Genomic DNA, 24,266 nt, shown 5'->3' with positions numbered 1-24,266 from the left:
GCCCGCCATGCGCCTGACTGAAGCGACCAAGGCCGCCAACCTGGATGTGGCCGAGCCGGAGGTGCTGTTCCAGGTGGTCAACGGCGTCGGCATTGCCACGCTGAACCGGCCGCGCCAGCTCAATGCCCTGTCGTATCCCATGATCGTCGCGCTGGGCGCTCAGGTGGAAGCCTGGGCGCGCGACGATGCCATCCGCGCGGTAGTGCTGCGCGGCGCGGGTCCCAAGGCCTTCTGCGCCGGCGGCGATATCCGCGCGCTGACCGACAGCTACCGCGACGGCACGCCGCTGCACCGGCGCTTCTTTATCGACGAATACACGCTGGACTACTGCCTGCACCGCTATCCCAAGCCGCTGGTGGCGCTGATGGACGGCATCGTCATGGGCGGCGGCATGGGCCTGGCACAGGCCGCGCACCTGCGCCTGGTCACCGAACGCTCGCGCGTGGCCATGCCCGAGACCGGCATCGGCCTGGTGCCGGATGTGGGTGCCAGCCACTTCCTGTCGAAGCTGCCGGTGCCGCTGGCGCTCTACCTGGGGCTGACCGGCGTGAGCATCGGCGCGGCGGACGCCCTGCTGTGCGGACTGGCCGATGCGGCGGTGGACAGCGCCACGCTGGCCGGGCTGGAACAAACCCTCGCCGGCATCGACTGGGGCCACGACACGCTCGCGGACTTGCGCCACGCGCTGGTGCGCGAGCCCGTTGCCAGCGCCGCCGAAGCGCCGCTGCTGCAAGTGCTGCCGGCCCTGCTGGAGCATTTCCCGGCGCATGCGACGCTGCCGGAAATCCTGGCCAGCCTGGCTGGCGAGGGCGATCCCGCCTACACCGCGTGGGCCAGCCGGACCATCGACGTCCTGCGCACCCGCTCGCCGCTGTCCGCATGCGCCACGCGCGAGCTGCTGCTGCGCGGGCGCAGGTTGGACCTGGCCGACTGCTTCCGCATGGAACTGGCGGTGGTGGTCAACACCTTCGCGCAAGGCGATTTCGTCGAGGGCGTGCGCGCGCTGATCGTCGACAAGGACAACGCTCCGCGCTGGCGCGTCACCGGCTACGACGCGGTGGACGAAGCCGACATCCACGCGCTGTTCCGGCCGTGGTGGGCGCCGGGCGAGCAGCCACTGCCCCTGCCTCCGATCCCGCTCGGCTGAGCGGATGCACGGCCGTGAGCCTCGACGCGCTGCTGGCGCGCAGCCCCTGGGCCGCGGCACTGACGCCGGCGCAACGCGACCGCGTCCGCGCCGAACTGCGCGAGCGCGCGGTGCCGCAAGGCGCCTATGTCATCCGCAAGGGCGACCGGGCCGACAGCTGGCTGGGCGTTGCCGAGGGCCTGGTCAAGGTGCATTGCGCCTCGCCCTCCGGCAAGCGCGCCACGCTTACCGGCGTGCCGGCCGGAGGCTGGCTCGGCGAAGGTTCCCTGCTCAAGCGCGAGGCGCTGCGCTATGACGTGGTGGCGCTGCGCGACTCACGCATCGCCTGCATGCCGGGTGCCACCTTCCGCTGGCTGCAGGAAACCAGCCTGCCCTTCAACCGCTACCTGCTCGACCAGCTCAACGAACGGCTCGGCCTGTTCATCGCCACCGTCGAGCATGAGCGGCTGCATGGCATCGAGGGCCGCGTGGCGCGGGCGCTGGCGACGCTGTTCAATCCGGTGCTATGCCCTGGCCTGGGTCCGGCACTGCATCTGACGCAGGAAGAAGTTGGCCTGCTGGCGGGGATTTCGCGCCAGCGGGCCAACGCGGCGCTCAAGGTGCTGGAAAGCGAAGGCTTGCTGGCGGTCGAGCACGGCGCCGTGCATGTGCTCGACCTGGAGGCGCTGCGCCGCTACTGAATGCGGCGCACGTTCACGCTTGCACCGGCGATGACGACGGCTTTACCAGCCCGTCCGCCCGGAACATCGCCTTGATGCCGCGCACCGCCTGCCGGATGCGGGATTCGTTCTCGATCAGCGCAAAGCGCACGTACTCGTCGCCATAGTCGCCGAAGCCGATGCCCGGCGAAACCGAGACCTTGGCCTTGGCCAGCAATTGCTTTGAGAATTCCAGCGAGCCCAGCGCGCGGTAGGGTTCGGGAATCCGCGCCCAGATATACATCGAGGCCTTGGGGATTTCCACCGGCCAGCCCGCTTCGATCAGCCCGCGCGCCAGCACGTCGCGGCGCGACTGGTATTGCGCGGCGATCTCGCTGACGCATTGCTGGTCGCCTTCGAGCGCGGCAATGGCGGCGATCTGCAGCGGCGTGAAGGTGCCGTAGTCGTGATAGCTCTTGATGCGCGTCAGGGCCGCCACCAGGTCCGGGTTGCCGACCATAAAGCCCACGCGCCAGCCCGCCATGTTGTAGCTCTTGGACAGCGTGAAAAATTCCACCGCGATATCCTTGGCACCCGGCACCTGCATGATCGACGGCGCCTTCCAGCCGTCGAAGACGATATCCGCGTAAGCCAGGTCGTGCACCACGAAGATATCGTGCTTGCGCGCCAGCGCGATCACGCGCTCGAAGAAGTCCAGCTCCACGCATTGCGCGGTCGGGTTCGACGGAAATCCCAGCACGATCATCTTGGGCTTGGGATAGCTGCCGCGAATGGCGCGCTCCAGCTCGGCAAAGAAGTCGATGCCCGGCACCAGCGGCACCGAACGGATGTCGGCCCCGGCAATGACCGCGCCGTAGATGTGGATCGGATAGCTGGGATCGGGCACCAGCACGGTGTCGCCGCGATCCAGCGTGGCCAGCATCAGGTGCGCCAGGCCCTCTTTCGAACCGATGGTGACGATGGCCTCGGTATCCGGATCGATCTCGACGTCATACCGTTCGCGGTACCAGTGAGAGATCGCGCGGCGCAGCCGCGGAATGCCCTTGGATGCCGAATAGCCGTGCGTATCGGGGCGCTGCGCCGCCTCGGTGAGCTTGGCCACGATATGCGCCGGCGTGGCGCCATCGGGATTGCCCATGCTCATGTCGATGATGTCCTCGCCACGGCGGCGGGCAGCCATCTTCAGCTCGGCGGTGATATTGAAAACGTACGGGGGAAGGCGATCGATGCGCGCGAAGCGGCGCTTGCCGGAGGAAGCGGCAGTCATGAAGAGGTCCTTTACGTAAGCGCCCGGAACCGTCCGAGCGACGTCGGCAGCTTTTGTCTCGGCTGCCGGGGACTCATGTTAGCGGGGATGCGGCGATTGCACAACGGCCATATGTGGCCGCCCGCGACCGATCAGAGCAGCTTGCCGCCCGGCGGATGCGTGGGCCGATCCGCCGGCAGGTTGCGCACGATGCAGTCGAGCGCGCGCGCATCGGACTTGCCGCCAAGCGCCGCGCTGACCGAAGCGCGATACTGGGCCGGCGATATGCGGCGGTAATACAGCCGCGAAGTCTGGTCCAGCCAGTAGACGTAGTTGTCGTCGTCCCGGCTGCCACTGGTGCGCAGCCATTCGCTGATATTGCTGGAGCCGACCACCATATCGGGGCATGCGGCCTGCAACGAATCGAGATAGGCGTTGAAGCCCCTGGCCTCGAGATTGCGCACGGAATCCGGTGCGCAGGCGGCCAGCATGGCCGCGGATACCGCCGCGGCGGCGAGGCGCAATGGCTTGATGGCAAACGGCACGGCGCTGCTCCTGGCAATGGCGATGCCGCCATCTTATGGCATGAGCGCGCGCGCGTACACCGCGCTGCCGCGCTCAGTCATCCAGGGTCTCGTGGACCGCCGACGCCCCGCGCTTCCAATAGGCGGACGCCCGGATGCGCTTCTTGTCGATGCCGCGTTCCGTGACCAGGTACTGGCGCACTGCCTTCATCGCGGCGCCCTCGCCAGCAGCCCACACATAGCCCTCGCCACGCGGCAGCGCCAGCTGGCGCAGCGCGCCTTCCAGCAGGCTGCCTTCCGGCGCATCGCCGCGATGCAGCCAGTGCAGGTCCACCTGCGCGGCGCTCGGCAGCGGGATCTGCGCGCCGGCATCGCCCACCTCCGCCACCACGATGGCATGGGTGCCGGCGCCAAGCTCTTCCAGCCTGCGCCCGATGGCCGGCAGCGCCGTATCGTCACCGACCAGCAGGTGCCAGTCGAACCCCGTCGGCACCACGAACGAGCCGCGCGGCCCGCCCACGCCGAGGTACTGGCCCGTCCGGGCCTGCGCGGCCCATGTGGACGCGGGGCCGTCACCGTGCAGCACGAATTCGAGGTCCAGCTCCTGCTTTGCCGCATCGAAGCGGCGCGGCGTGTAGTCGCGTGCGGCCGGCCGCGGCTGGCCCTCGGGGAATGCAATGCCGTCTGCGGTGACCTGCGGCAACACCGGCTTGTCATCGCCGCCAGGCGGGAAGAACACCTTCACGTGATCGTCGAACGACGCCGAGACGAAGTCCTGCAGGTCGGCGCCGCCCAGCGTCACGCGCAGCAGCTGCGGCGAAACCTGCGTGGTGCGCACCACCTGCAGCAGGCGCATCTTCAGCGGATGGCGCACGCGCTCGACGGTCAGGTTGCGTGCGGGCTCAGTCGTGTCTTGGGTCATATCGGGATTCCTTGTATGCATGCGCTGCGCCTGCGCGGCACGATTGCCGAAGGCCGATGCCAGGGTCAGCGCCATGGTTCAGGCCTGCGGGCCTGCTTCGATCTCTGCAGCCGCGCGCGCCAGGATCGCGGCAATGCGGCGCTGCTCGTCGGCACTCGCTTCGCTGCGCATTACCAGCGCCTGCTTCAGCGCGGCCCGCGCCTGCATCAGCTCGGGCAGCCAGCCGCCCTGCTCCGGCTCAGGCTGCTGCTCGCCACGCATGGCCCGGCGCATCCACTCCATCTTGCGCGCCACGTGGCGCAGCCGCGCCACCATGACATCGACCCGCTCGCGGTTGGCCGTCAGGTGCGCCTTGCCGGTCTCCGACAACTGGTAGCGCTTCTTGTTGCCTTCGGTGTCGACGGTGGCATAGCCGACTTCTTCCAGATACGTCAGCGCGGGATAGACCACGCCGGGGCTCGGCTTGTAGAAGCCGTTGGTGCGCGTCTCCAGCGCCTTGATCAGTTCGTAGCCATGGCTGGGCTTTTCCTCCAGCAACGACAGCAGCAGCAATTGCAGGTCGTCGGCGCTGAACTTGCGACCGCGGCGCCAGCCTTCTTCGTCGAAGCCGCCCGGGCCGCCGGGTCCGAAACCGTCATCGTCGCGGCCGCCCCAGAAGCCGCCGCCGTGGCCACGGCCCATGGCGTGATGAACCAGGTGCGGGGCGAAGCGCGTCATGAGATGGCGGGCCCGGCCAAAAAGGTCCGGATGCGGGCCAGCGCCGAAGGGATGCGAGTGGTGGTGCAGCATGAGCCTCTCCTATATATCGCCAGACATATCTTACGATATATATCGTACGATCTAAAGTCAAGTCTGCATCTCGCCGTGGCCGCCGCGGCGCCCGCCATGCACTCCGTGCGCTGGCGTACCAAGCCGGGTTGTCTATCGCCGCGCCGCTTTCCAACATTCATTTAACGCCAAGCATCGCGACAGACGGTGCCACGGCCGGCACGACAGTGAACAACAACAAGGCCAACCGGGGGGACGCGATGGACGCCAGGATTCAGCGCAGGCTGAGGGCCTGCATGGGCGCCATGATGCTGGCGCCAATGGGAGCAGCGTTCGGTGCGATGGAAGACGCGTTGCTCAGCGCGGAACCGGTAGGACCGGCGGCGCAGGGCTATTACGCTGAACCGGCGTATGACGTGGGCAGCCATTACCAGGGCGGACATCTGCGGCTTGGCTACAAGCTCTCGCCGGCCTGGTCGCTCGAGGCGGGCTACTGGCGCCGCCATGTCAGCCACGGCGACGACTCCGCCGGGATCGACAGCTGGCTGGCGTCGACCAGCTACGGCCTGATCTCGACGCCCGATGCCGGCCGCAAACTGACGTTGCGCCTGTCGGCCTGGGGCAATTACACCGGCAGCCTGCGCAAATCGGGCGCGATGCCGGGCAACAAGCTTGCCGACTACAGCATCGCCCACCCGAACGACACGCAGGTGCAGGCCGACCTGATCTACACCGGCCGCGCCTGGCCCGGCCAGGCACTGACCGGCTTTATCAGCGGCGGCTATAGCTGGGTCCGGGCCGGCGATATCCAGGGCACGCTCAAGCAAGGCTCTTGCCTGTACAACGTCAGGGTCAGTGCCGACAACATGGCAACCGGTACGCTTGCGGCGCCCTGCCGCATGGGGCGCGCTACCGTCCCGAGCGGCGGCTTTCGCCTCAATGCCGCCGATCTCGGTGTCGACGCCGGCAACAGTTTCAATGACAGCGGCGCGTTCATCGGCGCGGGCGGCTCATGGCGCTGGGGCCATGGCGCCTGGAGCCTGACCGCGGGCTACCACGTCCAGTACTTCTTCCGCGAACTGGACAATCGCTACATGGCCTATGGCTCGGCCAGGACCCAGTTCAACCAGACCGTGCTGCTGCAGGCGTCGTACGCGATCAACCGGCATGTCGACGTCTTCGTGCGCGGACAAGGCGCGCAGAACAGCCTGATGGGCTATGTGCCGTTGCTGTACAACCCCGTTACCGCAAGCCGGCTCGACCGGACCTACGGGCTGTTTTCGCTCGGGCTGCGGATCAGCGGGTTCTAGCCGCAGCGGGCACGCCGGTCAGCGGCGCCGCAGCCTGACGCGTACCCCGTTGCCCGAACGGATCGTCACGCGCCCCACCACTTTCGGCACGTGCCCCGGATCCGCTTCGACGCGATATCGACGCACGATGCTGGCGAGGATGAGCACCGCTTCCTGCGTCGCATAGGCAGCGCCGATGCAAACGCGCGGCCCCTTGCTGAACGGGATATACGCACACTTCGACGACTCCTTGCCCGCAGGCGTGTCGAAACGATCCGGATCGAACTCGTCCGGCCGCTCCCACAGCGTGCGGTGCCGATGCAGCAGCCACGGCGAAATCAGGATCGGCGAGCCTTCCTTCACGGACTTGTCGCGGATGCACTGCGACTGCGCGGCCTCGCGCACGAAGAACCCTACGGGCGGGTACAGGCGCAGCGTTTCACGGAACACGTTGCCCACGGTCGGGAGGCTCTTGATATCGCTCAGTTCGAAATCCCGGTCGCCCACCGCGGCCTGGATCTCCGCCAGCATCTGGTCCTGCAGGTGCGGGCATTGCGAGATCAGGTAAAGCGCCCACGTCAGCGCGCTGGCAGAAGTCTCGTGACCAGCCAGGAACAGCATGCAGACCTGGTCCACCAACTCTTCATAGGTGAAACGATCGCCGCTGACCGGATCGACAGCATCCATCATGGCGGCCAGGATGTCCTGTCTTGCGCTGCCCCGCCCGCTGTCGCGCTCTGCCATCCGCCGCGCGATGATCCCGGATAGAATCGTCCGGATCTTCTTCGCCGCGCGCTTGCTCGCCCACGCCGAGAACACCGGCGGCAGCCGGTAGATCATCAGGATCATCGCCCGTTGCGCGTGATGCTGGAATTCAAGGAACGCGTCGTAGATCTCCTTGGCCGCCGACTCCTCGAGGTTTTCCGACAGGATGGTGCGGAAAATGATGTCGGCCGTCACGTAGGTCATCTCACCGTCGACCTCGTAGGAGCGCCCATCCGCCACGGCATCCATGCGCCCGGTCATGCCCGCCACCGAATCGGCCATCAGCGCGAACACCAGCTTGAGCCGCGCCTGTGCGAACGCCGGCTCCACCAGGCGGCGCTGCCGCTCCCACAGCTCTCCGTTGGTGGTGAAGATGCTGGTTCCCAGCAGCGGCTCCAGCATCCGGTGCATCAGCTTGTGCTTGGGATACGCATGCGCGTCCCCCAGGATCCGGCGCACCCAGTCGGCATCGTTCACCATGAAGATGTCCATGCCGGGCTGGGAGATCTTGCCCATCTTCATCGAATAGCTGCGCTCGAACAGGACATCGATCCAGGAATTCCAGCCACGCAAAAAGCGCAACAGGAACGAGCTCTTGCGCACATGCGGCTTGGGATACGGGGGCTGGAAATTCATGGGGCGAAGCGCGGATATCAGAAAGGCTGGATGCGGCGCGGTCCCGCCGTCATCCGGAAATAGTCGTACTCGTTAGGCAAGGCGCTTGCCATCAGGTACTGGAAATGCAGGCGCTGCTTGCTGCGCTTCATGCGCGCGTATTCCTGCTGGCCGAACATGCGGAACGGCCGCACTACCTGAGCGGTCGGTCGGCCCGCGGCAGCGCCGGCAATGCCCGAAATATCGAGCGGATTGGCCTGCGAGAAACACAGCGAATCGGCACGCGCGTTCATGTCGAGCCATTGCATGTCCCGCTCTGCGGACAAGCGCTGCAGGTCTTTGCGGAACGCGGTGGCCGACGGCATCAGGCTCAGCAGCGGAATGCACTGTCCAAGCGTTACCAGCGTCAGGCCGCGCCGCTGCTCCGGCGTCAGCAGATCCGCGAGCCGGGCCGCCAGCGACACGCCGACGATCGAACCCACGCTATGGCCCACCACCAGCGCCTCGTCGCAGGGAGATGCTTCCAGGTCACGGCGGATCCAGTCGGCAAACGCATCGATGCGCCGCCGGACATCCTCGGGCTCACGCTCGCCCCACGCCTGTACGAAGCGGTAGATCCGCAGCAGCCAGAACACCGCCAGACGGTTTGCCAACGCCACCCCGCCGCCTAATAGCACGGCGCCGGCGGCAAGCCCGCCCGCTCCCGCCAGCCATCCCTGCGCACCCACGGCGGACAGCGCCGCCCAGGCGCCAACCCCGCCCCCCACCGCAAGCACCAGCAGCAGCGCCAGGTAAGCCAGCGGATACAACGCACTGAAGAAAGGCCCGCGGAAGGTCTTGCTGAGGCGGCCGAACGCACCGCAACCGATATAGCGCGCATAGCTGGCAAGCGTCGCCAACACCAGCCGCGGCAAGCTGGGCTGCCAGTGCCGGCGCACCAGGTCATCCCAATGCAGGAACTGGTATTCAGTGCGAACAGTATGGCCTTCCCAGTCCCCGTCAACGTTCCAGGCGCTCACATGCTCACCCAGCCGCGAGCGCCCGCCTACGGTGACCGAACCACCATGATGGATCGCCTGCTTTGCCGATTCCTCGCGATACAGGCGGTGATAAAACGCCGCGCCACGCGGATCGAAGCCGCTGACGTAATAGACCTTGCGACGCCCTACGCGATCCGCAGCGGACTGCGCAGGTTTCTCCTGAAACGCTGTGCTCATCATTGCGTCCGGTGGTGCAGCTTCTTCTTCAGTACCAGATCCACGATCGGCTGCTCGCGCTTGTTGGCGCGGCGGCAGTGATCCTGCTGGAACTTGTCGGTAAACCAGATAATCGACCGCGCCCACCATCGATGCTGTTCGCGCCAGGCATGCGACGACACCGACTCCCAGGCGTAGCCATTAAACAGCGTCGCATTGACGAAATGATCGAGCGCCCGCACCCCTGCCCGGCCGCGTTCGGTCTTGCCGAAAAAGCCGATATAGACAATCAGGAGGTATCCGAGGACTGCCAATGGGACGATAAAGACCATCAGCAGGAAGCCGGCGATGCGTTCTCTCATGGCGATGAGCGGGGGCGAAGAATGGGGGCTGGGGGCGCAGCGGGTAATGCGGTGGAACTGCTATCTGCCGGCGCTAGCGGCGCCAGGGCGCCCGACAGTATAGCGACAGATCAAACCAGGGACAGCCGGTTATCCGGCCGATCCCACCAGCGCGGGAACGTCACCGTCTCGACTGTTGTAGTTTTGAAACAAGATCCCGATGGGGCTCGTACGCAGACGCCAACGCTGACGTTCCCGGCACGAACAGGCTCGGATTCACTTATGCCTAAGCTTGCCTGGCATACGGGTTTCCTCCAATTTGTGACCGGCATGCGCCAGCCGTTGAATAGAACACAGAGCGGGACGCTCGAGAAAGGACTGCATGCTGATCCTCAGCCTTGTTCTACTTGCAATGGTTGGCCTTGCCGCCTTCGTGATGGCATCCGCTGCGCAAGACTGGCGCGACGAACACGTATGACGGAGGCAGGACAATGACATCGCCATGCAAGGCCTCAGCCGACCGGACGGCCGTATCACCTATCCGACCAGCAGCGCCGCGAGCAGGTTAACCGTTGCGGTGATATCCCAGACCCGGCCGCTATACGCATCCGCGGTCACGAGTCCGGCGACAAACAGCAGCCGCGCCAGTTTTCGCCGTTGCAGATCCTTGCGACGCTGCTCCGGAACGGGCACCAGCATGTCGTCGGCATAGAACGACGAGTTGATTTGCGACACCCGCACCAGATAGTTGCGAAAGCGCGAATAGACCCGCATGTCGACAGTGCCGGGATCATTCCAGAACGCATCCAGCGATCCCTGGTAAGTCAGGCCCGGCTTGGCGTAGAAGCAACGGCCGAGCGCAATGACGGGAACACGGTGAAACAAGGCCTGCAAACCGGTCGTCGAGTTCACCGTCACCAACCCCATGCATCGGTGCAGCAGCGACGGCAGATGGGCGTCGTGAATATAGACGATGCGGCCGCTCGCACCAAAGCGCGCGGCGCATGCCTCAATAAACGCTGCGTAATCGGTATGGCCCCGATCCATCGGATGGTGCTTGAACACCAGCACGCTGTCGGCGGGCGCATGCTCTGCGAACGAATGCGCGGTCCATTCGATGAAATCCTCGATCCGGCGCCACGGGCTGTGCACGCGAATCTGGCTGTCGTTGTAGACCTGTAGCGGCGCCAGGAAGAAGTGTGGATGGTCGTTCGCCAGCAGTTGCTCGCGCAGCGGCCGTTCCTGCCAGCGATAAAGCTGCTTGCGGTATGCCGCCCGAATCCATTGCCCCAGCTCGTGCATGCCGAACGGCTTGTGATGCTGGTAGTGTGGATAGCGACGCGCACCGGCCATGCCGCCGGCGAAGTACCAGAACGAATACAGCGCCATCTTCCGGAACGAATGCCGGAACTTGCGGGGCTTCGCCGGCACCCTGACCTTCGGAATATCGGCGATGGCAAGTGGGGCCAGTGGCGAGTCCGCATTCACGCCGCCACACTCCAGCGTGATGTAGTCCGGGCGCACGTAACCCTCTTCGAACGCCCAGAACGCAATCCCCAAGGCTTCCGCCACGCGCGCGGCAATGCGGTGGTGGCGACGGCTGGAGCCGAATACCACGATGGCGTCGATGCGGCGTTGCGTGAGAATTTCTCGAAGAAACGCCTCCCAGAGAGCCATCGGCTGCGTGAATTGAATGACGTCGCCCGTACGGTGGAACAGGTCGTCGCCGCCATTGAAATTTACTTTAGTGACTTGACTACCGTTGGCAACCAGCAGGTCGCGAAGGCGCGAGAAGAAGGGACCATTGGGCCCTTGAAGAAGCAGAATGCGGCGGTGCATTGATAGCTGAGCGAAGCCCGCCTCATGGAGCCCAGCTCCTTCTGGAGCCGTATTATTCTGATCTGGCCATGCAAAGCCAGCACCGTTGACGGGCACATGGCCGACCCTGTATTGCAACATACCCGTTTTTCCTCTCCCCAATATCCGAATTCTATTTTTGGAATGCCGTACAGGCCGAAGCGGCGTCCCTGTTCCACGCGCACGTAGACTGGCATGCAGTGAAGAATCCGTGGTTTTATGCCTTTGTGCGATTGAATATAACAACGTTCAATCGCTACCGTCCCATCGCGAAGACTCTAATCAGTTGTTTTGCCTTACGCCACTGGCGACCAAACCAGTTACTTCCTACCTTCCGATCTCTGGACTGCCTCCTTGAAACCAGATATTGAACAACGTCTTCGACGGCACAAAACCCATCTATACCCGGTAACCGGTATCGAGGGTATTGGCATAGCGTAACGAAAACGAGTTCGTCGATCGAAAGACGACGGTTTCGGTGAATTATCGGTAAATGGTCAATCGTCAATCCCCAACCAGCATAGAACGGCGCGCCGTAACAGTGTACGGTCTTGCCCGCAAGGAGAGCTTCAAAACCTGCTTGTGAAGTCATTGTATGAACTTCGTCCGCTGCAGCTATGCAGTCAGCAATGCTAGCTTCCCCAACGATCTCGTCCGCGAGAGCGTCCATATCAACTTCCGTAATGCGACCGGGACGATTTCCCGCCACGACGTCAGGGTGCGGCTTGTATAGGATCCAAGCGTTCGGGTTCGCGACCCTCACCGCTGCGAGTAGATCAAGGTTTCTGAAAGTTGATGGCGAGCCCTTACGGATTGACGCATCGTCTTCGACCTGCCCCGGCACGAGCAGGATCTTACGGCCATTCGCCGACTTGCTAAGGGTAAAAGAAATTCCAACGTTGTACTTACTGACCTTTAAACGAATCAAGGTCTCTCGAATTCGCGCAGCGCGCTTCCGATCCTTGTCATCTAAGTTGCAGTTTGCTAACAGGCGCTCCAGTTTGCTGTCCGACTTCGGATCATAATAAATCCCTCCATCATCTACGACTAGCGACAACGGTGCATGCAAGTCCGAGCCCAGCCCTGCCGATCTGACAAATCCGTCCTCTAGGCGCAATACCGATATGCCGCGCGCCACGGCAGCCTCGCACAAAGCCACTTCACGGCTACCCCACACTACTAGCCTAGCGCCGCCCGGGAGCATGTTTAGTTCTTTGGGATTCAACCTGGGCACAAAGTGGATACGGCTTGAGGGCGTACGAAGAAACGGGGTTGCTACAGCCCTTTTCCACCGACTCATGCCGACGCAATAGAGAACTCCTCTACTCTCTTCGTTAATCGACTTATTTCGAGCGAGCCATTCAATGACGTCAAACAACGTCGCTGGCTTCCCCGTAGTAGGTTTCACATAACGCGCATATTGAAAATAGGCAGCACCGAAAAGCTGCTCTAACGTCCGCGGACCCGGTCGCCGAGCCTGAAGTGCCGCCATTTCTGGGTGCCGGTCATCGGTTAGGCCCCAGCCTGAGTACCAAGGCTGCCCAAAGCATGTTACAGATTTCCCTAGCAGCAGGGCCTCAAAACCCATCTGCGAGGTAGCTACATACACGTGGTCGAACTGCTCTATAAGGGAAAGCGGACAAGAGTCTTCAGCGAGAAAATGAGTCCGCTCATTGGCTTGTCGTTGGTCCAAGTGACCGCGCTTCTTTCCGCTGAGTACGTCTGGATGCGTTTTTATCCAAAGCTCTGCGTCAGGGAAATCGGCCTTGGCCGATTCCAGCATGATCTCAAAAGTCTTCGGGCTCGCCCCACCAAGAACCAGAGACATATCGCCCCAGGTCTGATCAACAATTAATACTCGGAGCCTCAGATTCCGCGGGGGGAGTTTGAAGATTGGTGCATGGTTGTACTTTGAAAGCCGATAACGGGTGATCAACTCAATAGCGCGACGAGCATCCGCTAGTTCCGTCGCATTGCTTGTTGCTGCCGCGACAAGGCGCTCAAGCGCCGAAGGCCTTGTCGCGTCATAGTAAATGCCGACTTCGTCGCGAACCAACGATATCGGCGCGGCGCCGTCGACACCGAGACCCATTGATCGTAGGAACCCGTCCTCCAACGCCACATATGGCTTGCCATTCTTTAAAGCAAGCCGGCGCGCCCTTAGCGCGCTGGCTTTACTACCCCATCCCGCAATCGAACTTATCTCGGCTGGCAATGCAAAGTCCCAGCGCTTTACGTAGCGAACGCTGTCGCCAACCAACGCCTCGAGATGCGGGATGCGCAGAATTCCACGGGATGAGATGCCGAGTGTCATTAGTGAGCCTGTGCCATGGAGAATGATGATCCCAGCATGTCCGTTGTTTGTGTAAGGTGCTCTGACTGCGCCTCAAACGACATATAGTCAATACTCACGCGTGACATCCATTGCGCACACTGAAACAGCGCCTCGGCGTCCACTTCAGGTTGAGCCAGTGTTTCCGTTAACTTTAGGTGGGCCGCCTCTCGGTAAAGAAGTGCTGCCGCCTCTGCTGTCCGACCACGAGCTTGGAGTGCGTTGATCGTGTTAACCAGCAGCGCGGGCGGTAACCGCATGCCCATCCCCGCTTTTGACAACACCAGACGATGCAAATCGTACGCTTTCATCCCGTGCTGGATCGCTCGTTCAAAATCCATCTCCTGGTACGCCAGATCTGATAGCTTTCCATGCAGGGCCGCTGAGTTGGGCTCAATCTCCAGTGCCAATCCATAGGCGGCCATCGCGCTCTGAATATTGCCCAACTGCGCCATTGCATTTCCCTTCAACTTTAGGAATTCAATAAGAACAGCGGGCTCAAGTTTTTGATCGGAAAGCTTCTCGCTTAGCTCAACAAGGTCCATCCAACGTCCGGCTTCATTGAGGCATTCGGCCCTCGCCATGAAGACTTCCGGCGAACGTCCGCTTCGTTCCGCTAGAGCGAGAATCTCGAGGGCCACATCATGATTGCTAACGCTACGCCACGCCGCTGCCAATGCGATGTAGTCTTGCACCTGAAGCCATGGGTACAGGCTGAATTCCACATTGCCAACGGTTGTGTGGGTCGGCAATTCCCAATAGGCCATCAACCGTTTGTTATCGCTTAAATCTAGTGCTGCTAGTCCAGCCAAGTAATTCACCTCTTCCTGCCTGTGGTGTTCAACCAGCAATGCGGGAATTAGCTTTAGTACAAGGAGAGCGTGCCCGGTGTGATAGTAGGTCCAGCCAGCCAAGAGCCTGCTGTGCGCCGGCATGCGCTGAATATCAGCGTCAGATATGGCCGCCCAATGAACCGCTGCGGCTTTCCAGTCGGAAACGGCCGCTGCAGCACATGCGCGTGCCTCAAAACACAATGGGAGGTTCTGCTCATTTTCTGGAAGACGCGCCAATAGGCCTGCAGCGGCTCGGACCTCACCAAGCTGCAAGTAGCACGCGATGCAACGCAAAAGCGCATGCACGCCAACGGAATGCTCTTCCTCCATGCTCATCGACAATTTCAGCCAAACTGAAGCAGCTTCCGACCAAGCTTTCATGGCGAAAAGAATCTCGCCATGCTCAGCCTTCCACGCGACACCACCGTAGGCCGCCTGTTGACCGACTAAGGCAAGAGCTTCCTCCAACTTGCCGAGTTTTCGTTTAGCTTGCGCAAGAAAAAGCGTTGCCTCGGATTCCGAGCCTGCGAGCTTTTGCCATCTGGATTCGGCGATCGACCAGTGACCGCCGTCAGTGGCGAGGCGTGCTTGGGAGGCCAAGTTTTGCAAGTCAAAAGGGCGCTGATGTGCTGGACGATTAATGTCATTAATCGCCTCAAATACTCGCTTGCTGTTGTCGCCATCATGATAGGCGAAGAACTTCGACGCGCGTATAGCATATTTATCCGCCATGCAACCATCATTATTGAAGATCTCCCGGATGCCAGTAAGCACGCTAGCCCTATCTTCACAGACAGGGCCAAATCCGTCTTCTAGGTAACTGTAGTACCCAGGTTCGTAGATGTGCCCACCCCCAAAGACGCTTTGAGCATCGAATTGGAAATACACGACAGGCTTATTGAGCCATGCCATCTCAAAAGCCACCGACGAATAGTCGGTAATAAGAATTCGCGACCTTCGAAATAGTGTTTGCATGCTTTCTCCCGACTCTTGCTCATAAACCTCAACATGATCGGGCAAGCGGAAAAGATTGAGATACGGCGCGATGTTTGGATGAGGCATAAAAACCACGCGGTATCCGGCGCCGAGTACAAGCTCCGCCAATTCATCGCTAGACAGAAAGCCATTCCACTGCTTGAAATATTCGGTCGCGCAAAAATCCGGATTAAGCCTGCGCCGATTGCCTCTACCCACCGGTGGACCAGCGAGGTTTTGCCGCCACGTTGGCATAACAAGCAACACCGGCTCAGAGGATGCATCATTTTGGAGCAAACCATCATGACGAGGCAGGCCCGTCAATGCAACTTCGCGACTGGAAAATTTATAACGCGAAAAACCGCAGATCGACTCCGCCTCTCGACGTGCAGCGGTGATAAAACAGTCTATCCGCTTTGAATTAAGCCAATTCGAAAGATCGTCCTTAATAACTCCATGCTGCAAAAATGTGTAACGGTAATTCAACATATCCCCGTAGTAACAAGGATCCATGAAGTTTGTCACATATGCATCGACATGAGACGAAACGTAATTCGCGCAATTCAGCATTAGTAGCCGATGCCGGATGCTGCCAAACGGCACCAACTTAAACCCACTTTCTCTCAACCTCTTCCAATCATGGGAACCACGACGCAATATGAAATAGGCCTTAACATCAGTGCGTGCACGCAAATATCTATAAAGATGCTCGGCATTGTCGTCAGCATTAACATCACGATCCATTAATGCCCACGCCCCATCATAATGCTTTTTGACAAGGTGAGTGCGAGCAAGCTGCCGAATGAGCTTTACACCCAGTGAAAATGGTGCAGCCACCTTATTCTTCTTGCGGTGAAAATGAAGATACAAATCCCCTGCATCAACATTCTCTTGGCGTTTCCCACCAAGAACGAGATGTACCTTAAGTTTGTCTAAAACCACCTTTAATGAACCACGCTTTGGCAGCGGAATCCAGACGATTCGCTCCAAAACAAACGATCGATCTACAAAGGTATGTTCGCGGATAGTTGTGGCAATCGGGACCGCGTCTCGGCCACCAACGAGGAAAGCTTCAAAGCCAACCTTCGCCGTAAAATATCTTATTTGAAGCATCCCCTGTGCGATGTCGAGTTCTTCTAAGTATACGTTCTGGTACTCGGCCGCCTCCTTACCAAAGCAGGAAAGCAAGCCCACTCTATGGAGAAGCCACGTACCTCCAAGCTCGAAATCGAGGATAGTCTGACGATCAATGAGATAAAAGATGCGATCGAGCAATTCCCAAAACCGTTCTTTTTGAGGAATATCTAAAAAAGAAACGGCATTGGGGGCCGGTATAATTCTCTTGAAGTACCATATCAAGTGATACAGCGCGACACGTTGCGCGTAAACAGCCGTGCAGTTACCTTCGGTATGACGCCGCAACATATCAAGCACGCCATATTCGAGAACATCCCCATACGTGCCGAAGTCAGACCATGCGCCATCTAATGTCGACGTACCTGCCGACCTTTTTCTATAGAAATATGTTGCGGATGACAGAAACGCCACATACTTGTTTTTACTTGCGGCCAGATAACAATTTACAAAATGAGCGTCCTCAAAATTTGGTCGAATCCGTTCGTCCAGCCGCAGCGTTGGATCTGCATGGAGAAGTGCCGTCTCAAAGAACGCAGATGCAGCTGACAGTTGCATGTGCTTTGTGGGTTTATCGAAATCTACCGTGACATTCCCTTTAGCAAAGCGGTATTTTAAAGGATGCGTATCAGAGGCTTCCCTTCTGGATTCATGATAGAAAACGAAATTACACGAAACCATTGCAGGCTTCAATTTTGAAGCTGAAAGCCAAGAATCAACCTCCGCAAAATAGTTCCGCGAGACGAAATCATCCGGGTCCATAAAAGTAATCCATGCCCCGGTCGCATGTTCGATGCCGAGATTTCGCGCGCTAGCTTGACCACCATTATCCTTTCGAATGTATTTAATATTTTTTGGATATCGGCTTTGCCAACGACGAATAATTTGCGATGAGCGATCTGTTGAGCCGTCGTCGACTATAATCAACTCAATGCCACTCACAAAATCTAGCGTCTGATTAATGAGGCTTTTGAAATATTCGTCCAAATACTCTTCAACGTTATATACAGCCGAAACAACGGAGTAGCGACGCTCGGCACTGATGGAACCGGGTCTTGGACGATTCATCGGGCGGCTGATTATGCCGCGCAGCTTCGCAGCCCGCTTAGCTGCATAGTCGCGAAAAAAGAGCCTGGGCGAGCGAACCAACTTGCGTAACTTTCGTTTAGTGCTGGAGGAGCCCCCGCCGGAAGTGTCGCCTTTCTTTTTATTTTCCTTTGTCATAATTGTCCCTACAATTTTCTTTATCCGGCCAACATAAGAAATTCCAATTTTTATGGATCGACCGAAAAATTTTGAAGCCGTTGTTAATGTTGCCCAATGAGAAATCGAAATCGCTCCGTCCACGTGGACAAACGATCAATATAGCCGGGCCGCGTATCGAAAAGTACGAAGTAGTCTCGCGCCTCTACGCCAACCTCTCGGCATAGCGAAAAAAATGCATCGATTAGCGACGAGGGAGCGGTTGCGTCGTAGGAAGAACGCGACATAATATCTCTGACTTTACGTCCGAAACGCTCCGCATTGGCCGCTCTTGCTTGATAGTATGAGTCGCCTACTGGCTTCTTATGAAAAAGATGGAACGCGATTTTCTTTTCCAGAATGTACGGCAAGCTGATATGCCCCAAGTACTTTCGAAACCCTTCCGCCAGCAATGGCGCCCGGTAGCTTCGATTTTCCAAGAGATCTTCACATATCGGAATCATTCCGTGATGCAATGCTAGACGCAGCGCGAAATCGAAGTCTTCGTAGCCATGCCCAACAAAAGCCTCATCGAACCCACCGATCTCCCAATACTCATCCTTCCTGAGAAACAGAATCGATGAGGGGCTAGCCATGTGTTGAAAATGCCGGCGACGAAATGAAAAATATGCATCAAGAATTTCATCGGCGCTTATCTTGTCCGTTATCAGCCGTTTACTAGCCCATTTGGTTAGGTAAAGACAAGGCAGCATGATGAATGGGGCCTCACCCGAACTTACCCTGTTAGAACATTCTGAGAACAGCTCCGGATTTGAAACAATATCGGCATCGAGTAAAAGAATTATCGGCGCCTCTGCAAACTCAACCGCGCGGTTTCGCAGAAATCCGCTGTTGACAGATCCAGTGTAGAAGCGCGCGGAAAACAATCGAACATGTGGCAGCACCCCCAGCGTTCGACGAAGTGCTAGATCTTGCTTGGTGCCTCGGTCGTTGTGGGCTATCACAATTTCCATACCTGCCATGCCAGGAGCACGCACAAATCGCTCGAGCTTGCTAATAAGATCCCCGGGCCGACGCGGTAGGTCGACGGGAATCACGATGGCAAGCTTCGAATCTGGCGAGTGCTTTGATAGCGTTGCCATATCAGAGTCCCAGTACCACCTTCGCGCTAATCGCAATCTGGTAAAGAATTTGAAACACATCCTTGGCAAACTGACGGGTCTTGAAGTCCACCTTCGGCAACACCATGATCTCGTCGCCCGCCTTCACCGCATCATCCTTCTTGCCATCCGAGAAACTCCCATCCCGGTGCGCAATGATGATTCGCGATGTATCCGCGTTCTGCGAGAAACCGCCCGCCTGCTGGATAAAGTCATCCAAGTCCAGGCTCTTGTCATACGCCACGGCATTGGGGAACAACACTTCGCCGCTGACCAGCACTAGCCCGTCCTTGACCGGCACCCGCAAGATGTCGCCGTTCTCCAGCAGCAAGTCATTACGGGTGCTCGACTTCGCGATCAGCGTCTGCCCTGAAGGCTCGATCTTCTTCGCGCGCTCCACCCACTGCAGCACCAGCGCGGCTTCTTCCTTGCGCAACTGTGCCTCTTCCGCCGTCCCTGAACGCGCGGTCAGCACGCTCGATTCCAGGCTCTTGAGCGTGGTACCCAGCAGCGTCTTCTGGCGCGTCTTCACGCTCTGGCGGAAAAGCTGGATGCTTTCGGTATCGGACTCCTGCGTGTAATGCACCTGGCTGAGCAGCTGACCCATGCGGCTCCCATACGGCAGCACGTATTCCTGCGGGCCGGTGTGCTCGCCTTCGACGCGTACGGTGATGGTGCCCGGCCGCTTGTCGGCGGTGAATTCGATTTCGTCGCCGTTGCGCAGGTCGATCTGATTGCCCTGCGAGATCGGGAAGTATTCGACGTTGCGGACCGTGCCGGTATTGCGCACCACGCGGACGTTGGTGGCTTCGGGCAGCGGCTTGGCGAGGCGCACGATCTGGTCGAGCCGGGCCTGTTCGCCGAGGAACTCGAAGCGCTTGGCGTTTTCGGCCAGGCCACTGACCTTGACGGTTTTTTTGCGGGATTGGACGAAGATGACGTCGCCGTTGTTCAGCTGCTTCGAGGTCAGGTCACCCTTGAGCAGGAAGTCATAGAGATTGACGACTTCCAGCGTCTGGTTGCCACGCTTGATCGCGACATCCAGGAAGGAGCCGCGGTCCGGGTCGATGCCGCCGGCCTGGTCGAGGTAGCGCAGCACGCTGTCGCTGGAGGTGCCGTCGTACATGCCGGGGCGGCGCACTGCGCCGGTGACGTAGACCCGCACGGGCTGCGCCGCAAGCAGGCTGGCGTAGATCGACACCTTGCTGGCAAATACGCGTCGCAGTGCGTTGCCGACGGCGGTCTGGAGATTGCCGTTGGTGATGCCCTGCACGCGGAACGGCCCTACTTCCGGCAAAACGATGTTGCCTCCGGCGTCAACGGTCAGCACGGTGTCGACGTTGTATCCGTTCCAGATGCGCAGCTGGATGCGATCACCGACGGAGATGACATGGCTGGGATTGAAGACGGAAGCACTGTCGCGGCTGAAGGCGCCCGTGAACAGCTGCGCGCCGAAGGCGTCGCTGGCCATGTTGGCGGTGTAGTCGTTGTTCTGCGGCGCGCTGTCGGGCAGCGGCGTGTCGGCACGTGCAGGGATGGTGGCAACGGCGCCCATCGCAGCGGGATTGCCGACCACTGCGCCACCGGGAGTGGTAGCGCCCTGTGCCGCCAGCGCGGCGTATTCCATCTGGCCGACGGCGGCCGATTGCGGCAGTCGCGTGCCGCTCTGGGCATGCGCGCCGTGGGCGCCGGCCAGGCTGGCCGCGGCGACCGCGATAGCAAGGATTCTTTGAAGCATGGACTAGTCTCGGTGGTCGCGGATGATGGCGCTGAGCAGTTGCACGACGCCTGCCAGCATCAGCGTCATCAGGACGAACACCACGATGTTGTAGATTCGCCGGGGCTGGAGCGGGTACTCCGGCCGGGTCGGACTCTGCACGACCGCTACGTTCTTGAGCTTGCGCGTGGCCTCGATGCGGGCCTTCTCCAGCGCGCCGATGGCGGTCTTGTAGATGTCGAAGGCAAACTCGGCGGCAGCCTGCAGGCGGTCGTGTTCTTCCACCACGCGGTTCAGGCCGCGGCCCTTGGTCGAGACCATGCGGCCGCGCTGCTCCGCCATCTGGCGCTCGACCGCGGCAATCTGCGCGTCGATCTGCTGGATCGCCGGCGACTGCGGCGTGAACACGTCCTTGAGCGAGTTGCGCTTGACGTGCAGTTCGGCCAGCGTGGCCTCGGCATTGGCGACCACGGTGGACAGGCTCTCTACCTCGCCGCGCGGGGACACCAGTCCATTGGCATTCTGGTAGGCAACCAGCGCCTGGCGCGCCGCCTTCAGGCGTTCGCCCTGGTCGTGTACCTGTTTCTCGATGTAGACGACCTGCTCGCTGGCGATCCGGTGCGTCATCTCGTTCATGAAGCGTTCACCGTCGGCGACCAGTTCCTGCGCGATGGCATGCGCCATCTCCGAGGTGTAGCCCTGGACCCGGATCACGAGAACGCGTGCAAAGTCGTCGTACTCGACGTTGACGCGTTTCAGGTAGTAGTCATGGAAACGCTCGAGCGAAGCATCCTCGAACCACAAGCGCGACAGCGGGTCCCGGCCGCTGTCGGCGTAGTGCTTGCGCAGCCCGAGCTTGGCGTCGAGCTTTTTGAGCATGTCCGCCGACAGCAGGTACTCGCGCAGCAGCAGCAAGTCCTGCGGGGCGGTATTGCCGACCAGCAACGAAGTGAAATCCGCCGCGCTGGCGCCCACGCCGTCGCTGCGCTCCACCACCACGCGTGCTTCCGACACATACAGGTCGGACGCGATCACGCTCCAGTACACAACGGCAAGCACGCACGCGGCCACGGCCACTTGCCAGATGCGGTTCAGGGTATTCACTCGTGTCAGTCGCCCGATCTGCCCTGCGGCGCCCGACGTAATCGTCTTCATCATGCTGGAATGCTGTCCCTGTACGCGCGCAGGGCCTCTTCAACGGAATCGAACCAGTGCGCCTGGCCCTGATGCAGCCAGACTGCCGACTGGCAGAAATTTTTGAGGGTGGATTCGCTGTGGGAGACCATCACCAGGCCCGCACGGCCGGCCAGGTCTTCGAAGGCCTTCTGCGACTTGCGCTTGAACGCGGCGTCGCCGACGGCCGTCAGCTCATCCACCAGGTAAGTATCGAAATCGAAGGCAAGCGACATGGCGAACGCCAGTCGCGAGCGCATGCCCGACGAATAGGTCTTGACCGGATCCTCGAAGGCGTCGTGAAGCTCCGAGAACTCGCGCACAAACTCGAGCTTCTCGGCCAGCGCACCGTGGATGCCGTGGATGCGGCAGACGAACTTGGTGTTCTGGCGCCCGCTCAGCGAGCCCTGGAACCCGCCGCTCAGGCCCAGGGGCCACGACACGCGGCAATTGCGGACGATGCTGCCGCGGTTGGGCTGGTCGATGCCGCCTACCAGCCGCAGCAGGGTCGACTTGCCCGCGCCGTTTGCCCCGATCAGCGCCACCCGGCTTTTCTGCGGAATCTGGAGCGTCACGCCCTGCAGCACCCACTTCGAGCCATGCGTGGTGCGGTAGCGCTTATGGACGTCGGTGATCTCGATCATTGCGCGGTCAGCCGGGTTGCGTACCGCATGTGCATGGCCAAGCCAAGGAACACCGTGGCCAGTGCGCAAAAAGCGAGATAGCCAAGGCTGATATGCGCTTCGCCGTGGTAAGCGGCAAACCAGCCGCTGCGCATCGCTTCCAGGCCGTGGGTGATCGGGTTGACCAGCACCACCTCGCGCATGGCCCGCGGCATGCTCGAGACCGAATACATGACCGCCGAAAGAAAGTAGAGCGGCGTGAAGACGATGCGAATGAGCTTGCCCAGGCCGGGCAACAGCGTGCCGATGACGGAGAACATCAGGCCCAGGCCCAGCCCGAACGCCCACAGCAAAAAAGCCGACCACATGACGAGCAGCGGATCAGCGGGCCGCACATCGATGTCGAGCAGCGCCAGCGCGGCTAGCAGCACGGCGCCGACGATGACATACAGGAAGGCCTCTACCGTGGCGCGCACCAGCACCGTGTCGACCGGCTGTACCTGGCGGTACGAGAACAAGGCCTGGTTGGCGTTGATAGCTTCCATGCCCCGTTGCGCGATATTGCGCACGAGGAAGAATCCCCACACCCCGACGAGGATGAACACTTCGATGTTGGCATCCTGCCTGACCTGATGCCTGATCACGCCGAACACCACCATCAGGAAAACAAGGTGCGCGACCGGCTCGAGCAGGATCCAGATCCAGGCCGCGCGCGCGCCGGCCAGGCGAGCACTGGCCTCGCGCAGGAACAGTGCTCGCCATACGGAAACTGCGATGGAGACGTCCGACCGGACCGAAGTCCGGCTCATTGCGGGCGGTGGCGACTATCTGAGATGTCGACGCAAAAGTGGACGTGGCTGCCCACGGCAACCGTTTGCTGCCTGAAGGTGACTTGTACCGCCCCCGGCATGACCTGATGAAGTATTCCCGCCATGGCGCCGGCCCGGTGTAGACACATGCCTCCCCCCAAGCCTCCTGCCGCTGCGCGCCCAACGCTTTCCCGAACCGCTGCGCTCATTATCCGCTTCTGTTTTTTTGCTGACCCTGGCCACTTTTCTGTGGCCACTTACTTTTTGCAGGGCGCAATAATAAGCGTCCGAAGCGCGTTACGCAACATCTGGTAACAAAATACGACTTCTCCCCCACAAGGGGGATGACGCCGCTTGAACAATGATTTTGTGGCCTTTGGTCGACTATTTTCAGCGCCACGTGCGGCCTATCGTTCACCCTGGAACCCGCGACGGAGAAGGGTTCCAAGGACAATGTAACAAAACTTAGTTAATCACTTATTTTTCAGAGAAAGCATTAACTTTGCGATAGATCAAATTTCGCCCACGCAAATTTGTTCATGTCATTTAGAAAATACAATCATTATTCAAAGAGATAATCCAAAATATTACAAAGCTACGCTATTTGGAAAATGTGCGTTGACAGGAGAGGAATCCTTCGGCTGCACTTGTTTCCATAGAAATAAAATCATCAAGATTCTTCTCAGGAACGAAACCGGCGTGGCCGGAACGGAGGAGTCCTTCGATGGGGAAGAGATGTAGAGCGGGTGCCCATAAGTGGAGGCACCGTTGGTTCCTTATGCCCACGCGCCAGCACCGCACCAGCAATGCCGCAGAACATCGCTATTGTTGACGGGAATGAAACTGGTACGGCATTACAATGCGATTCACATCGACACGTTGGCGCCGCTTCAGCGCAATTGGGCCCTCGGCAACGAAGACGTCTCCCCATGTATTGTCGCGACGCGTTGCGCGTCGCCAACACTGCGGGCAGAGGAA

The 24,266-nt window shown here is 60.2% G+C and carries 18 protein-coding genes; 3 read left to right on the top strand and 15 right to left on the bottom strand.

From position 1 onward, the window contains the following. Positions 1-7 precede the first annotated feature (7 nt). Both FHX60_RS08320 and FHX60_RS08315 read left to right on the top strand, forming a co-directional pair. Positions 8-1,147, top strand: coding sequence for an enoyl-CoA hydratase/isomerase family protein (locus tag FHX60_RS08320; protein ID WP_183283054.1), 1,140 nt, complete (start codon positions 8-10; stop codon positions 1,145-1,147). A gap of 14 nt (positions 1,148-1,161) precedes the next feature. Further along, positions 1,162-1,827 (top strand): Crp/Fnr family transcriptional regulator, encoded by a 666-nt coding sequence (locus tag FHX60_RS08315; RefSeq protein ID WP_092312363.1) that lies wholly within the window; start codon positions 1,162-1,164, stop codon positions 1,825-1,827. Between the two features lie 13 nt (positions 1,828-1,840). Here FHX60_RS08315 and alaC read toward each other — a convergent pair whose 3' ends face one another. The 4 genes from alaC to FHX60_RS08295 form a co-directional block, all read right to left on the bottom strand. Continuing rightward, positions 1,841-3,073, bottom strand: coding sequence for an alanine transaminase (gene alaC / locus FHX60_RS08310; RefSeq protein WP_183283053.1), 1,233 nt, complete (start codon positions 3,071-3,073; stop codon positions 1,841-1,843). A 131-nt stretch (positions 3,074-3,204) separates the two neighbouring features. Beyond that, the gene (locus FHX60_RS08305; RefSeq protein WP_221209968.1) at positions 3,205-3,543 is read right to left on the bottom strand and encodes a hypothetical protein; all 339 of its coding nucleotides are present in this window, start codon (positions 3,541-3,543) and stop codon (positions 3,205-3,207) included. Between the two features lie 127 nt (positions 3,544-3,670). Beyond that, entirely contained in the window at positions 3,671-4,498 is an 828-nt protein-coding gene (locus FHX60_RS08300) for a siderophore-interacting protein (RefSeq protein ID WP_181487001.1), read from the bottom strand. 78 nt (positions 4,499-4,576) lie between these two features. Further along, positions 4,577-5,287, bottom strand: coding sequence for a PadR family transcriptional regulator (locus FHX60_RS08295; RefSeq protein ID WP_183283052.1), 711 nt, complete (start codon positions 5,285-5,287; stop codon positions 4,577-4,579). Positions 5,288-5,562: 275 nt separating this feature from the next. On the opposite strand from FHX60_RS08295, the gene FHX60_RS08290 reads away from it, so the two are divergent. Then, positions 5,563-6,576, top strand: a complete 1,014-nt coding sequence (locus FHX60_RS08290) for a hypothetical protein (RefSeq protein WP_183283051.1) — start codon at positions 5,563-5,565, stop codon at positions 6,574-6,576. Between the two features lie 18 nt (positions 6,577-6,594). Here FHX60_RS08290 and FHX60_RS08285 read toward each other — a convergent pair whose 3' ends face one another. The 11 genes from FHX60_RS08285 to FHX60_RS08235 all read right to left on the bottom strand — a co-directional run bounded on the left by FHX60_RS08285 (position 6,595) and on the right by FHX60_RS08235 (position 23,288). After that, the gene (locus tag FHX60_RS08285; protein WP_183283050.1) at positions 6,595-7,956 is read right to left on the bottom strand and encodes a cytochrome P450; all 1,362 of its coding nucleotides are present in this window, start codon (positions 7,954-7,956) and stop codon (positions 6,595-6,597) included. Between the two features lie 17 nt (positions 7,957-7,973). Further along, complete coding sequence (locus tag FHX60_RS08280; RefSeq protein WP_183283049.1) at positions 7,974-9,152, bottom strand: alpha/beta fold hydrolase; 1,179 nt, start codon at positions 9,150-9,152, stop codon at positions 7,974-7,976. Then, positions 9,152-9,493 (bottom strand): hypothetical protein, encoded by a 342-nt coding sequence (locus FHX60_RS08275; RefSeq protein ID WP_116340084.1) that lies wholly within the window; start codon positions 9,491-9,493, stop codon positions 9,152-9,154. Before FHX60_RS08275 ends, FHX60_RS08280 begins: the two co-directional genes overlap by 1 nt. 516 nt (positions 9,494-10,009) lie before the next feature. Beyond that, complete coding sequence (locus FHX60_RS08270) at positions 10,010-11,431, bottom strand: capsule polysaccharide biogenesis protein (RefSeq protein WP_183283048.1); 1,422 nt, start codon at positions 11,429-11,431, stop codon at positions 10,010-10,012. Positions 11,432-11,585: 154 nt separating this feature from the next. After that, complete coding sequence (locus FHX60_RS08265; RefSeq protein ID WP_183283047.1) at positions 11,586-13,643, bottom strand: capsule polysaccharide biogenesis protein; 2,058 nt, start codon at positions 13,641-13,643, stop codon at positions 11,586-11,588. Then, the gene (locus tag FHX60_RS08260; RefSeq protein ID WP_183283046.1) at positions 13,643-17,950 is read right to left on the bottom strand and encodes a CDP-glycerol glycerophosphotransferase family protein; all 4,308 of its coding nucleotides are present in this window, start codon (positions 17,948-17,950) and stop codon (positions 13,643-13,645) included. The genes FHX60_RS08265 and FHX60_RS08260 overlap by 1 nt, the downstream gene beginning before the upstream one ends. After that, positions 17,911-18,948 (bottom strand): galactosyltransferase-related protein, encoded by a 1,038-nt coding sequence (locus tag FHX60_RS08255; RefSeq protein ID WP_183283045.1) that lies wholly within the window; start codon positions 18,946-18,948, stop codon positions 17,911-17,913. Before FHX60_RS08255 ends, FHX60_RS08260 begins: the two co-directional genes overlap by 40 nt. Before the next feature lies 1 nt (position 18,949). Then, complete coding sequence (locus tag FHX60_RS08250; RefSeq protein WP_183283044.1) at positions 18,950-20,704, bottom strand: polysaccharide biosynthesis/export family protein; 1,755 nt, start codon at positions 20,702-20,704, stop codon at positions 18,950-18,952. A gap of 3 nt (positions 20,705-20,707) precedes the next feature. Beyond that, positions 20,708-21,841 (bottom strand): KpsE/RkpR family capsule polysaccharide export protein, encoded by a 1,134-nt coding sequence (locus tag FHX60_RS08245; protein WP_183283043.1) that lies wholly within the window; start codon positions 21,839-21,841, stop codon positions 20,708-20,710. After that, positions 21,838-22,500: an ABC transporter ATP-binding protein gene (locus FHX60_RS08240; RefSeq protein WP_092312417.1), complete on the bottom strand. Its 663-nt coding sequence runs from the start codon at positions 22,498-22,500 to the stop codon at positions 21,838-21,840. Before FHX60_RS08240 ends, FHX60_RS08245 begins: the two co-directional genes overlap by 4 nt. Further along, a complete protein-coding gene (locus FHX60_RS08235; RefSeq protein ID WP_183283042.1) occupies positions 22,497-23,288 on the bottom strand; it encodes an ABC transporter permease in 792 nt (263 codons plus the stop codon). The genes FHX60_RS08240 and FHX60_RS08235 overlap by 4 nt, the downstream gene beginning before the upstream one ends. Positions 23,289-24,266 lie beyond the last annotated feature (978 nt).

Origin of the sequence: Cupriavidus alkaliphilus (assembly GCF_014191175.1) — a bacterium.
In the GTDB taxonomy this organism is placed as follows: Bacteria; Pseudomonadota; Gammaproteobacteria; order Burkholderiales; family Burkholderiaceae; genus Cupriavidus; species Cupriavidus alkaliphilus.
The sequence above is the reverse complement of the archived record's forward strand: the minus strand, read 5'-3'. Positions and strand labels throughout refer to the sequence as shown.

Coding starts and splice junctions, on each gene's coding strand:
- FHX60_RS08320 (WP_183283054.1), top strand. CDS start 8: ATGCGCCTGACTGAAGCGACCAAGGCCGCCAACCTGGATGTGGCCGAG.
- alaC (WP_183283053.1), bottom strand. CDS start 3,073: ATGACTGCCGCTTCCTCCGGCAAGCGCCGCTTCGCGCGCATCGATCGC.
- FHX60_RS08305 (WP_221209968.1), bottom strand. CDS start 3,543: ATGCTGGCCGCCTGCGCACCGGATTCCGTGCGCAATCTCGAGGCCAGG.
- FHX60_RS08300 (WP_181487001.1), bottom strand. CDS start 4,498: ATGACCCAAGACACGACTGAGCCCGCACGCAACCTGACCGTCGAGCGC.
- FHX60_RS08295 (WP_183283052.1), bottom strand. CDS start 5,287: ATGCTGCACCACCACTCGCATCCCTTCGGCGCTGGCCCGCATCCGGAC.
- FHX60_RS08290 (WP_183283051.1), top strand. CDS start 5,563: ATGGGCGCCATGATGCTGGCGCCAATGGGAGCAGCGTTCGGTGCGATG.
- FHX60_RS08285 (WP_183283050.1), bottom strand. CDS start 7,956: ATGAATTTCCAGCCCCCGTATCCCAAGCCGCATGTGCGCAAGAGCTCG.
- FHX60_RS08280 (WP_183283049.1), bottom strand. CDS start 9,152: ATGAGCACAGCGTTTCAGGAGAAACCTGCGCAGTCCGCTGCGGATCGC.
- FHX60_RS08275 (WP_116340084.1), bottom strand. CDS start 9,493: ATGAGAGAACGCATCGCCGGCTTCCTGCTGATGGTCTTTATCGTCCCA.
- FHX60_RS08270 (WP_183283048.1), bottom strand. CDS start 11,431: ATGTTGCAATACAGGGTCGGCCATGTGCCCGTCAACGGTGCTGGCTTT.
- FHX60_RS08265 (WP_183283047.1), bottom strand. CDS start 13,643: ATGACACTCGGCATCTCATCCCGTGGAATTCTGCGCATCCCGCATCTC.
- FHX60_RS08255 (WP_183283045.1), bottom strand. CDS start 18,948: ATGGCAACGCTATCAAAGCACTCGCCAGATTCGAAGCTTGCCATCGTG.
- FHX60_RS08250 (WP_183283044.1), bottom strand. CDS start 20,704: ATGCTTCAAAGAATCCTTGCTATCGCGGTCGCCGCGGCCAGCCTGGCC.
- FHX60_RS08245 (WP_183283043.1), bottom strand. CDS start 21,841: ATGATGAAGACGATTACGTCGGGCGCCGCAGGGCAGATCGGGCGACTG.
- FHX60_RS08240 (WP_092312417.1), bottom strand. CDS start 22,500: ATGATCGAGATCACCGACGTCCATAAGCGCTACCGCACCACGCATGGC.
- FHX60_RS08235 (WP_183283042.1), bottom strand. CDS start 23,288: ATGAGCCGGACTTCGGTCCGGTCGGACGTCTCCATCGCAGTTTCCGTA.